The sequence below is a fragment of the Streptomyces sp. NPDC057702 genome (assembly GCF_042799315.1).
In the GTDB taxonomy this organism is placed as follows: domain Bacteria; phylum Actinomycetota; class Actinomycetes; order Streptomycetales; family Streptomycetaceae; genus Streptomyces.
This window is the reverse complement of the sequence record NZ_JBHVJC010000046.1, coordinates 1-11,464: the sequence shown is the minus strand read 5'-3', so window position 1 is coordinate 11,464 and position 11,464 is coordinate 1. Positions and strand designations below refer to the sequence as shown.

The window sequence follows — 11,464 nt, the reverse complement described above, 5'->3', positions numbered from 1 at the left end:
CCTCACCACCCCCACCACGCCGACGGACACCGCCGCCCCCACCGAGCTGACAGACGCCACCACCCCCACCATGTCGACCCGCCCCGCCACGCCCTCCGCGCCGACGGACGTGACCACCCCCACCACGCCGACGGACACCGCCGCCCCCACCGCGTCCATCGCCCCCACCGCGCCGGCCGCCCCCGCCGACCCGGCATCCGAGTCCGTCGAGGGCGACGCCCGTGTCGCACACCGGGTCGAGGAGGGTTCGCGTGGCCGCCGCCGGCGGCCCTGGCGCGGGGCGCGGTCGCGACTGCCGGGGTGGTGGCCGGTGGCGCTGGGGGCCGCGTTGGGGCTGGCCGGGGGCGCCGCGTACGGGGTGTTCACCGCGCCCGAGTACACCGCGACCAGTTACGTCGTCGCCGTCGCCAGAGACGGCACCGACCCGGCGACGGCGCTCGGCTTCGCCCAGGCATACGGCCGCATCACCACCGGCGGTGCCGTGTTGAGCGCCGCGCAGCGCGCCACCGGAACACCGGTGGACGCACTCCGCGCCAGCGTCCGCACGGCCACGTCCCCCGACGCGCCGATGATCGAGGTCACCGGGGCCGACGCCCGCGCGGGGCGCGCCGCGACCACCGCCAACGCCGTGGCCCGCGCCCTGACCGAGCACGCCAACCGTTCCACGCCGAGCACGGGAGTGCGCCTCACCGTCTTCGCCCAGGCCGTGCCACCGACCGCGCCCACCTCGCCCTCGCTGCCGATCTCCCTGGCCGTCGGCGGCTGCGCCGGCGGGCTGCTCGGCTCCCTGGCCCTCCTCGTACGCCCCCGCCCCGCCCCCGGACCGCACCGGACACCCGGCGTCGGCGACCCGCCGTGCGCCCCCAAGGACGCGTGATGACCCTCGATCAACCGCCTTTCCCCACCCACCCCCGGTGCGTGCCCGTCGCCGGTGCCCCCGCCCCGCGTGCCGCGCCATCCGTCGAGCCCGGGCGGCTCACCGTCACCCTCTGCCGCGACCCGCGCGAGTTCGCGGCGTTGGCCACCGCGTGGGAGGGCCTGTACCGGCGCTGCGGCGCCGCCACCCCGTTCCAGAGTCACGCCTGGCTGTACTCGTGGTGGCTCTCCTACGGCGTGCGCGGCCGGCTGCGCCTGGTACTCGTCCACCGCGAACCTCCACCCCCACCGCGCCAGCCACCCCCGTCGCCCGCGACCATCGACGTACCCGCCCCCGCCCCGCCCCCGCGACTGGTCGCCGTGGCGCCCCTGACGCTCCACTACCGGCCGTTGCCCACCCTCCTCCCGCTCGGCCTGGACATCTCCGACTTCTGCGATGTCCTCCTCGACGACGACTGCCCCGAGGCCGCCGACGCGCTGGCCGGCGGGCTGCGCCGGCTGGCCCGTACCGCACTGGTCGAGCTCCGTGAGGTGCGCCCCGGGGCCGCCGCCGAACGCGTCGTCGAGCGCTGGCGCGGCCCCGTTCACCGGCGCGCCGACTCGGTGTGCCTGGAACTGCCCGCCGTCCCCATGGACGACCTGCTCCGCAGGCTCTCCGGCGCCAGCGCGCGCAACGCCCGCCGCAAACTGCGCCGCGTGGACGAACTCGGCGTAACCCACCGCGTCGTGCCCGAGCACGAGGTGCCCACCGCCGTGGCCACCATGCTCGCCCTGCACGGCCAGCAGTGGCGGGGCCGTGGCGTCACCCCCGAGCACCTGCGCCCCCGCTTCGCCGCCCACCTGGCCCGCGCCACCCGCCACCTGGTACGCACCGGCGACGCGGCGCTGACCGAGTACCGGCTCGGCGACGACGTCCTGGTCAGCGAGGTCTCGCTGCTCTCCGGCCAGCTGGCCGGCGGCTATCTGTACGGGGCCCACCCGGCCGCCCGGGGCAAGGTCGACATCGCCACCATGCTGCTACGCCAGGACGCCGCGCGGGCCACCGCCACCGGCCGCCGCGTGCTGAGCCTGCTGCGCGGGGACGAGCCGTACAAGCGACACTGGCGACCGGAGACCGTCGTCAACCAGCGCCTGCTGCTGGCCCGCCGCCACCTGGCCCCCGCGCTGTGGTGGCGCGCCGGCCACCTCGCCGCCCGCGCCGCGCTCGCGGACACCGCCCGCACCAGACTGCCGGTCCTGCTCGCCTGGCGTTCCCGACTCCGCGCGCGCCGTGGCGGCCCCCCGCGCGGCTGAACCGGCCGGCGACTACGACCCCGGCGCCGTTCCCGAGGCCGGGCGCGGCGCCGGAGCGGACCGGGCGGCGGACCCACCCGACGCGGCCGGCGTGGCGGGCCTGGCGGGGACGGTGGGAGCGGCCGGCGCGGCGGACGGTCGGGGCGCCGGCGAGGACGCGGCGGGGCCGGGCGTCGGGCCGTCGTCGGGCGGAGCGGCCAGCGCGTCCCGGAACGCCTCCGCCGACCGGGGGCTGCGGCCACACTCCCAGACCCCGTGCGGGCAGTAGTCGGTGATGGTCTGGTAGACGGGCGGATGTTCGGCCATCCACTCCAGCATGCCGCGCACGAAGTCCGGGTTGTCGCCGTTGCGGAAGAGCCCCCACTCCGGATACGAGACCGGCTTGCCGTGCGCCGAGGCGAACTCGACCTGGTGACGCAGCCCGTACGGCTGGTCCACGTAGTCCGCGAAGTCCTCACCGGGCGGCTGGTCGTAGGTGTCCATCCCGAGGATGTCCACCACGTCGTCGCCCGGGTAGCACGCGGTCCAGCCGATGGCGTCCTCACCACGACTGGGCGCGAAGTCGAACCGCAGCCGCTGCCCCGGCACCGAGCGCATCGCGCCCACCACCCGCCGCCAGTACTCCCGCCACGCCGTGGGGTCCGGCGCGCACCGGCCGGTGTACGTCACGCCGTTCATCTCCCAGCCGAGGACGATGACCGTGTCCGGCGCCCCGAGCCGCACCAGGCGCCGCGCCAACGTGCGGAAGTGGTGGTCGAACTCCCCGTCGGCCCCCCGCCGCAACAGCGCCCGCACCTCGTCGTCGGGCACGTTCGCCTCGTTGCGCTCCAGCAGCGGGACGTTGAGCACCAGCAGCCGCGCGGGATCGGCCCGCCGCCAGTTGGTCCAGGCCCGCAGGAACTCCGGGCGGCCCTCGATGTTGACCCACAGGTCGCCCGGCAGATAGGTGTGCCCGACGCGCAGCGTGGGCCCGTCCAGCCACTTCTGGAATTCAGTCATCCGCCCCAGCGCCTCGGGCCCGGAGCCGAGGAAGGCGCCCATCGGGGCCGCGCCCCCGGAGGCGACCTCGGGGACGCGCGGCGCGGGACTCGGTGTCGGTGCGGGCGGCGCCGGGCCCGGCACGGTCGCCTCGTGACGGTGCGCCGCGGTGGCGGGGGAGGGGGAGGGGGCACCCGGCGCCCGGCCGCCCTCCCGGGCGCCCACGGCCAGTCCGACCAGCACCAGGGCGGCGCTGACGGCGGTGACCCCGAGAGCGCCCGCCGCCCTCCGACGTCGCATGACCATGACGCTCCCTCCGCGCCCCACCGCACGGAGCGCCCAACCGACCGACCTGCGATGAGGCTGAGGTATTCCACCCCCGCCCAACCCCCGAAACCTCCCCCACCCCGAGCGCCGGCCCCCCCCGAGCGCCGCCCGCGGCCCCCACGACCCGGGCGCGGGGCCGCCGCCCCCCCCCGCACCCGCCCCCGCACCCGCCGCCCGCGCCTACCGCTCCAACGCCAGGTGCCGCAGGTACTCCGCGCGGTCCAGGGGGTTGCCGTCCGTACGGGCGCGGCGGGGCACCGCGCCGGTGACCGCCCGGTCGCCCGACGGGCGCGACCACCAGGCCGCCTCACCCCCCGTCAGACCCGGCAGCCGCCGCTGGACCGCGTTCACCGTCCGGGCGGGCACCGCACCCCGCACCCGCCACAACTCGCCGGCCCCCGCGCCTCCCGTACCGCTCCCGCCGCCCCCGGCCAGGGGCGCCGACTCCGCGACCTCCGCCCCCACCGTGGCCATCAGGGCCAGCGCGGCGTGCAGGTCCGCCTGCGGCAACTCCAACTCGAAGGCGTGGTAGGGCTCGTGGACCCGGGTGCCCGCGTCGGCGAGGGCGCCCATCAGCACCAGCGGCGTGAGCCCACGGAAGTCACCGGCCGTACTCATCACACTGTTGAAGCCACAGCGGTACAGCGTCACGACACAGTCGGTCACCGGCCACCCGGACAGCCCCTGCTCCAGCGACTCCCGGACACGGGTCTCGATCGCCCGGTGGAAGGCCAGCGGCAGCGAGCCCAGCTCCACACCGAGCCGGTAGGTCACACCCGACCCGGGCTCCCCGGGCGCCACCCGCAGCCCGACGGACGCCCAGAACAGCGTCTCGGCGCGGTCGTCCATCCCCTCGTACGCCTCGCCCTCGCCCACCGGCCGCTCCAGACAGCGCACCCGACTCGGCTCGAACGCGGCCTCGATACCGAAGTCGCGGCTGAGGGTCGCCGCGATGACCTCCTTCTGGACCTCCCCGTACAGCAGCACGGCCGTGCCCCGCCCGGGTACGGTGCGCGCGCCGATCAGCGGGTCCTGGTCGGCGAGCGCGGTCAGCGCGGCGTGCAGCCGGGGGCCGTGGCCGGGCTCGCGCGGCACGACCACCGACTCCAGGCCGGGTGGCGGGAACCGGAACGCCGGCACCGGCGGCGCGCCCGCCGCCCCGGCGGGCTCCCCGAGCAGGTCACCCACCCGCGCCTCGGCCAGCCCCCACACCCGCGCGATGTCGCCACCGCCCAGCCCACGCGCGCCGGCACCCTGACCCCGGTCTCCGCCCGCACCCCCGGGCCCGGCCGACCCCGGCCGGGCCGAAGCCGGCCTGACCACCTCCAACGCGCTGATCCGGCCCGGCCGTTCGGTGACCGCCGCCCCCGGCCCGCCCCGGTACAGACCCACCCGCTGGCCACGCCGCAGCGTCCCGGCGCGCAGGCGTACGTAACACACCTTCGCTCCGCCCCCGCCGCGCTCGATGGCGAAGACGGTGCCCCGCGTCGCCTCCCCGGCCGCCGCCGGCACGGGGCTGGGCAGGAGTCGTACGACGCCGTCCACCAGCGCCGCCACTCCCTGCCCGGTGACCGCCGAGCCGAAGTACAGCGGGTACGCCAGGCCAGCGGCCGTCTGCGCCGCCAGCGCCGCACCCAGCTCCTGTAGCGAGGGCGTGCCACCGTCCACGAGCCGGGCCAACAGGCCCTCGTCGTGCTCGGCCAGCACCTCGGCCACTTCGGCGGCGACGCCGGGTGCCTCCAGCGCCCGTGGCCGGGTACGGGCCCGCCGGCTCCCCGCGTCGCGCACCTCGTTGAGCGGCACGACCCACGGCGACAGCTTGCGCCGGAGATCGGCGAGCAGCTCCGCCTGGCGCGCGCCGGCACGGTCGATCTTGTTGACGAACAGCAGCGTCGGCAGCCGCAGCGCGCGCAACGTCCGCATCAGGACGCGGGTCTGTGGCTGGACGCCCTCCACGGCGGAGAGCACGAGCACCGCCCCGTCGAGCACCGCCAGCGCCCGCTCGACCTCGGCGATGAAGTCCGGGTGCCCCGGGGTGTCGATCACGTTGACCTGCCGGTCGCCGACCAGGAAGGGGGCGACGGCGGTACGCACGGTGATGCCGCGCTGACGCTCGATGGCACCGGTGTCGGTCTGGGTGTCGCCGGCGTCCACGCTGCCGAGCCGGTCGATGCTGCCGGCGTCGAACAGCAGCCGCTCGGTCAGGCTGGTCTTGCCCGCGTCAACATGCGCCAGGATGCCGATGTTCAAGGTGGTCATGGGTAGCGAAGTCCTCGGAAACACTCGTCAGATAGGGGACCTGGGAGATTCCGAAAGCTCGCCGCATCTGCCGTTCCTTCGCTCTGTGAGGACCGCGCCCACCGGCCGGATGGCGCGGCGGCATTCTGACACCACCACCCCCCGCCCGGCACCCGATTTACGCCCCGCCGCCAGGCAGCCCCGCCCTCGACCACCCCGGCCACCCGGCCCGCTCACTCCGCCGCCCCCGCGCCGCCCCGCCCGTCCCACGCCGTCGCGTCCCGCCCGACCACGCGAAACAGGGGCCTTCGTGACCGAAGACCCCTGCTCGCTGTTCCGTGGCTCCGCCCCGCGGGAGCCCCTGTCCGCTACCGGCCGGACTCGGCGTCCAGCAGCCCGTCCGGACACGCCGTGCCGCGCGGGAACTTGTAGCGCCCGCCGATGTGGTAGGTGCCGGCCGAGGGTGCGTGCAGCACCGTCCACTCGTCCTCCGGCTCGCCTTCGGCGGCCTGCTGGACCTCGGCGGTCAGACAGCCCTGGGAGTTGACCGCGGGCGTGCCGGCCGGGCCGGAGCGCGGCGCCTCCACGTTCTCACCCTTGCCGTCTATCAGGCCGAGCCAGGGCGAGTACGGCACGCGCAGCAGGACCGGGCCCGGCTTGGCCACCTCGATGGTCAGCTCCTCGGCCGCCGCCCGCCTGACCGTGGCCGGCCCGTCCGCCAGCGGCGTGGGCCGCTCGACGCGGTACAGCTTCCAGTTCTCGTCGGACCACACCTTCTCCAGGTACGGCAGCCCCTTGACCACCAGCTTGGCCTCCGCCTCGCCGGCCCCGTCCAGCCGGTCCTTGGGCAGGACGACGAAGTGCACGGCCCAGCGGTCCAGCCAGGCGCGGTAGCTGGTGGGGGTCAGCCGGCCCTCCTCGTAGAAGACCGGGTTGCGCCCCTTGTCCGCCTGCCGGTTCCAGCCACGGGCCAGGTTGAAGTACGGGGCGATCGCCGAGGACTCGCGGTGGCTGCGGGTGGGGACCACCTCGACCCGGCCCCGCTCCGCGCCCGCCGTGTCGAGCTGGTCGAGCAGCGGCTGGAGCTCGCGCGCCCAGGACTCCGAGGGCGTGGTCTTGATGACGTCGGCGGTCGACTGGGACGCCTGGCCGATCGCCACCACGGCGATGGCCACCGTCAGCGCCGCCCACTTGCGGCTCAGCGCCCGCGACAGGCTCAGTCGCGGCACCTTGAACGGCGGCACCACGGCCAGCAGCACCACGCCGCCGAAGATCATGCCGAACCGGGTGATGTTGGAGCCGATCTGCGAGGGAATCGCCCAGACCAGCATCACGGCCAGCCCGTACAGCAGCGCCGCCACCCGCACCGTGCGCCACTGCTTGGGCGCGAAGAAGTACGCCGCCACGGCGCTGAGGAACGGCATGAACGTCGAGGTGAAGTTCATCGGCATCGTCCCCGAGAAGGGGAACAGCCACGCGGAGAGCGCCACCACCAGCGACGGCGTGACGCCGAGCGCGTACGCGGCCGACCGTCGCTTGGTCAGCCACAGCGCGGCGGCCACGATGCCCACGTACAGGCCGGCCACCGGGCTCGACAGGGTGGCCAGCGCGGACAGCAGCGCCGCCGTCCCGCCCCGCGCGAGCCGGTGCGACCACTGCTGCGAGCGCCACCTGCGCGGCCAGGCGAAGATCACCGCGACCGCGCCGAGCCCGAACATCAGGCCCAGCCCGAACGTCACCCGCCCCGAGGCGGCGTTGAAGCTCAGCGCCACCGCGCCGTACAGCGCGGGCAGCATCGGCCGGCGCACCGCCCGGCTGCGCACCAGCAGCAACGCGATCAGCCCGGCCGACAACGTGCCGGCGATCACCATCGTGGTGCGCACGCCGATCTCGGCCATGAGGTAGGGCGAGATGACGCTGTAGGAGACCGGGTGCATCCCGCCGAACCAGGCGAAGTTGTACGCGGACTCCGGGTGCTCCGTGGCGAACGTCGCCCACGCGTCTTGCGCGGCGAGGTCACCACCGCTGTTGGCGACCAGCAGCACCCACAGCAGGTGCAGTACGGCGGCCAGCACCAGCGAGGCACCCACCGGGTGCGTCAGCAGCCGCGTCGTGGCGGGTCTCACGCGCGCGAGCGCGCCCCGGACGCCGGCCGGGATGGCGGCGCGGGGGTCCGTGGGGTGGTCGTCCCTCGTGGTCGTACGGGCGGCTTCGCCATCGCTGGCATCGGCCCGAGTCGGGCCGTCGGTCGTCACTGCGGTTCTCTCCCCAGTCTTGCCCGAGGTCTTCCCTTGTCATCGACCCGGTCCCCCCGGGACCCACCGAAGCCGGTACCGGCTTCAAGGCGGCCTTCGACGCTAGCACAGCGCCGAGCACCCCCCACTCGCTGACCGAACGCCCCGAAGCCCCCGCGCCAGCGCGGCCCGGCCGCCGCGGACCAACCGGCCCGCTGGCCACGCCACGGGTCACGCACGTCCCCGAACATGCAAAAAACCCCACGTGAAGTGGGGTCTGTGCTGGTGTCCGAGGGGGGACTTGAACCCCCACGCCCGATAAAGGGCACTAGCACCTCAAGCTAGCGCGTCTGCCATTCCGCCACCCGGACCAGGTGTCTGTCGGCTGGGCGGTGCCCGTTCCGACGTGGAAAACCATAGCAAACATCGGAGGGTGCTCGATCACACGGCCGGTTGCGCCCCGGGGGGCGGTGTGACGGGGACGTGTCAGCGATATTTCCGCCTTGGGCTGCGCGGGCCGGCGCGGGAGTATGGGCGGCGGACCACGCCGTGGGCGGCTCCGCCCGGGGGCGGGCGCGCGCGGCGCATACGAACGACGAGGAGGCAGCGTGAGCGAGTCGAACCCGGCCGGGACCGGTTCCACCACCGTCACCGGCGAGAGCGAGGTCGTCGACCTGTGCCGGGACCTGATCCGCATCGACACCAGCAACTACGGTGACCACTCCGGGCCGGGCGAGCGTGCCGCCGCCGAGTACGTCGCGGAGAAGCTCGCCGAGGTCGGCCTTGAGCCGCAGATCTTCGAGTCCCACCCGGGGCGGGCCTCGACCGTCGCGCGCATCGCGGGCGAGGACCCCTCGCGCCCCGCGCTGCTGATTCACGGCCACACCGACGTCGTCCCGGCCAACGCCGCCGACTGGACGCACGACCCCTTCTCCGGGGAGATCGCCGACGGCTGCGTCTGGGGTCGGGGCGCCGTGGACATGAAGGACATGGACGCGATGACGCTGGCGGTCGTACGCGACCGGCTGCGTACCGGGCGCAAGCCCCCGCGCGACATCGTGCTGGCCTTCCTCGCGGACGAGGAGGCGGGCGGCACGTACGGCGCGCGCTACCTGGTGGACCGGCACCCCGGCCTCTTCGAGGGGGTCAACGAGGCGATCAGCGAGGTCGGCGGCTTCTCGCTGACGGTCAACGAGAACCTGCGGCTCTACCTGGTGGAGACCGCCCAGAAGGGCATGCACTGGATGAAGCTCACCGTGGACGGCACGGCGGGCCACGGATCGATGATCCACAAGGACAACGCGATCACCGAGCTCAGCGAGGCGGTCGCGCGGCTGGGCCGGCACCAGTTCCCGGTGCGGGTCACCAAGACCGTCCGGTCCTTCCTGGACGAGCTCTCCGACGCCCTGGGCGTCCCGCTCGACCCCGAGGACATGGACACGACGCTGGAGAAGCTGGGCAGCCTCGCCAAGATCATCGGGGCCACCCTGCGGAACACCGCCAACCCGACCATGCTCGACTCCGGGTACAAGGTCAACGTGATCCCCGGGCAGGCCACCGCGCACGTGGACGGCCGGTTCCTGCCGGGGTTCGAGGAGGAGTTCCTCGCTGACCTGGACCGCATCCTGGGCCCACGCGTGCGGCGCGAGGACGTCCACGCCGACAAGGCCCTGGAGACCACCTTCGACGGCGCGCTGGTCGACGCCATGCAGACCGCGCTGCGCGCCGAGGACCCCATCGCGCGGGCCGTGCCGTACTGCCTCTCCGCCGGCACCGACGCCAAGTCCTTCGACGACCTGGGCATCCGTGGCTTCGGCTTCGCGCCGCTCAAGCTGCCGCCGGAGCTGGACTTCGCCGGCATGTTCCACGGCGTGGACGAGCGGGTGCCGGTGGACGGCCTCCAGTTCGGCGTCCGGGTCCTGGACCGGTTCATCGACGCCTGCTGAACGGGGGGACGCCCGCGAGCGCGCGGCGCCGATGAGTCCGGCATCGGCGTGTTCCGCAAGTGACGCTCGGGGCGTTAGCTGAGAAGAGTGAACGCCCTGTTTGACGCGTTGCTCGAATACCTCCTCTTCGTTACAGGGTGTGCGGTCCGCGGCTGGGGCCGCATTGCCAACAAGGAGGAAGAATGATCAAGAAGGTCGTCGCCGCTGCGGCTGCCACTGGTGGCCTGCTGCTCGCCGGCGCGGGCGTTGCCGCCGCCGACTCGGGCGCCCAGGGTGCCGCCGTGGGCTCCCCCGGCGTGCTGTCGGGCAACAACATTCAGGTGCCCGTCCACGTGCCGGTGAATGTGTGCGGCAACACCATCTCCGTGATCGGGCTGCTGAACCCGGCCCTGGGCAACACCTGCATCAACAAGTGACGTTGTGCCTCGCTCCCGTAAGGGGGTGAGACCCGGGCGGCCCCGGAGTGCGCGCCATGCACTCCGGGGCCGCTGGGCATTGGCGCGAGCGCTCTCGGCACTCGCGTATTCCGGACGGCAAGAATCAGGGGAACCAAACCTATGCGACAGGTCGCGAAGAAGGGCCTGATCACCATGGCCGCAGCCGGCGGCGTGTTCGCCGTGGCAGGCGGCTACGCGCACGCGGACTCGGCCGCCACCGGCGCCAGTACGAGCTCGCCAGGCGTCTTGTCAGGCAACAACGTACAAGTCCCGCTGCACGTGCCGATCAACGCGTGCGGCAACACCGTCGACGTCATCGGCGCGCTCAACCCGGCTGCGGGCAACAGATGCGCCAACATCGACGGCCACGGCGGCAAGAGCGGCAAGGCCACCACCGACGCCGGCAAGGCCAAGGGAAGCGGCCAGCAGTCCCGCCCCGTGGGGCAGGGCACGACGGGGCAGCGGCAGGAGACCATCCGCTCCGGCGGCGGCGCCCAGGCGGTCGGCGGTGCCCACGGTTCGCCCGGCGTCGGCTCGGGCAACAACGCGCAGATCCCGGTGCACGTGCCGGTCAACGCCTGTGGCAACACCATCAACGTCGTCGGGCTGCTCAACCCGGCCCTCGGCAACAAGTGCGCCAACCTCACCGGACCGGTGACCCAGGAGAAGCCGCCCGTGCGGGAGGTGACGCCGCCGAGCCCCAAGCCCGAGCCGCGCCCGGAGAAGCCGCGCCCCGAGCCCGAGACCAAGCCCAAGCCCCCGGAGCGGCCGAACCCCGAGCAGCCGCCGGGCCCCCGGGTCGAGACGCCGCGGACCGAGACCCACATGGAGCGCAAGGAGGAGCTGCCCGCCTCCCGCTCCGAGCGGGGCCCTGTCGAGCGGGCCTCGCAGGCCGCCGCTGAGACGGCCGAGCAGCTCGCCTCGACCGGCGCCGGGTCGCTGGCCATCGTCCTGCCCGCCAGTGCCGGCATGCTCCTCGCCGGCACGGTGCTCTACCGCAGGGCCCGCGCGGCCTAGCGGTCGTGGCGCGGGCCGTCCCCGACCGGTCGCGTCGGCCGGGCGCCTGGGTGGCCCGCGCGCCCCTCGTTTCAGCAGGCAGGTCCGTGAGCGGCGCGGGGGCCCCCCCCCCCGGGGC

Annotated in this window: 8 protein-coding genes and 1 tRNA gene; 5 read left to right on the top strand and 4 right to left on the bottom strand. The window is 74.6% G+C overall.

Going from position 1 to position 11,464, the window contains the following annotated elements:
- Nucleotides 1-70 precede the first annotated feature (70 nt).
- On the top strand, nucleotides 71-877 hold the full coding sequence (locus ACFVFR_RS28080; RefSeq protein WP_383706683.1) for a lipopolysaccharide biosynthesis protein: 807 nt from the start codon (nucleotides 71-73) through the stop codon (nucleotides 875-877).
- Nucleotides 877-2,169, top strand: coding sequence for a GNAT family N-acetyltransferase (locus tag ACFVFR_RS28075; protein WP_383706681.1), 1,293 nt, complete (start codon nucleotides 877-879; stop codon nucleotides 2,167-2,169). The genes ACFVFR_RS28080 and ACFVFR_RS28075 overlap by 1 nt, the downstream gene beginning before the upstream one ends.
- Before the next feature lie 12 nt (nucleotides 2,170-2,181).
- Here ACFVFR_RS28075 and ACFVFR_RS28070 read toward each other — a convergent pair whose 3' ends face one another.
- The 4 genes from ACFVFR_RS28070 to ACFVFR_RS28055 form a co-directional block, all read right to left on the bottom strand.
- Nucleotides 2,182-3,447, bottom strand: coding sequence for a glycoside hydrolase family 26 protein (locus ACFVFR_RS28070; RefSeq protein WP_383706679.1), 1,266 nt, complete (start codon nucleotides 3,445-3,447; stop codon nucleotides 2,182-2,184).
- Nucleotides 3,448-3,654: 207 nt separating this feature from the next.
- The gene (locus tag ACFVFR_RS28065) at nucleotides 3,655-5,733 is read right to left on the bottom strand and encodes a GTP-binding protein (RefSeq protein WP_383706677.1); all 2,079 of its coding nucleotides are present in this window, start codon (nucleotides 5,731-5,733) and stop codon (nucleotides 3,655-3,657) included.
- A 347-nt stretch (nucleotides 5,734-6,080) separates the two neighbouring features.
- Entirely contained in the window at nucleotides 6,081-7,838 is a 1,758-nt protein-coding gene (locus ACFVFR_RS28060; protein WP_383706675.1) for an MFS transporter, read from the bottom strand.
- 391 nt (nucleotides 7,839-8,229) lie between these two features.
- A tRNA-Leu gene (locus tag ACFVFR_RS28055) sits at nucleotides 8,230-8,317 on the bottom strand.
- A 237-nt stretch (nucleotides 8,318-8,554) separates the two neighbouring features.
- Between ACFVFR_RS28055 and ACFVFR_RS28050 the strand changes: the two genes are divergently transcribed.
- The 3 genes from ACFVFR_RS28050 to ACFVFR_RS28040 all read left to right on the top strand — a co-directional run bounded on the left by ACFVFR_RS28050 (nucleotide 8,555) and on the right by ACFVFR_RS28040 (nucleotide 11,346).
- Nucleotides 8,555-9,892, top strand: coding sequence for a M20/M25/M40 family metallo-hydrolase (locus ACFVFR_RS28050; protein ID WP_383706673.1), 1,338 nt, complete (start codon nucleotides 8,555-8,557; stop codon nucleotides 9,890-9,892).
- Nucleotides 9,893-10,074: 182 nt separating this feature from the next.
- Nucleotides 10,075-10,308 (top strand): chaplin ChpH, encoded by a 234-nt coding sequence (gene chpH, locus ACFVFR_RS28045; RefSeq protein ID WP_359324470.1) that lies wholly within the window; start codon nucleotides 10,075-10,077, stop codon nucleotides 10,306-10,308.
- 141 nt (nucleotides 10,309-10,449) lie between these two features.
- Nucleotides 10,450-11,346, top strand: coding sequence for a chaplin (locus ACFVFR_RS28040; RefSeq protein ID WP_383706670.1), 897 nt, complete (start codon nucleotides 10,450-10,452; stop codon nucleotides 11,344-11,346).
- The last annotated feature ends 118 nt before the right edge of the window (nucleotides 11,347-11,464 follow it).

Coding starts and splice junctions, on each gene's coding strand:
- ACFVFR_RS28065 (WP_383706677.1), bottom strand. CDS start 5,733: ATGACCACCTTGAACATCGGCATCCTGGCGCATGTTGACGCGGGCAAG.
- ACFVFR_RS28080 (WP_383706683.1), top strand. CDS start 71: ATGTCGACCCGCCCCGCCACGCCCTCCGCGCCGACGGACGTGACCACC.
- chpH (WP_359324470.1), top strand. CDS start 10,075: ATGATCAAGAAGGTCGTCGCCGCTGCGGCTGCCACTGGTGGCCTGCTG.
- ACFVFR_RS28075 (WP_383706681.1), top strand. CDS start 877: ATGACCCTCGATCAACCGCCTTTCCCCACCCACCCCCGGTGCGTGCCC.
- ACFVFR_RS28040 (WP_383706670.1), top strand. CDS start 10,450: ATGCGACAGGTCGCGAAGAAGGGCCTGATCACCATGGCCGCAGCCGGC.
- ACFVFR_RS28070 (WP_383706679.1), bottom strand. CDS start 3,447: ATGCGACGTCGGAGGGCGGCGGGCGCTCTCGGGGTCACCGCCGTCAGC.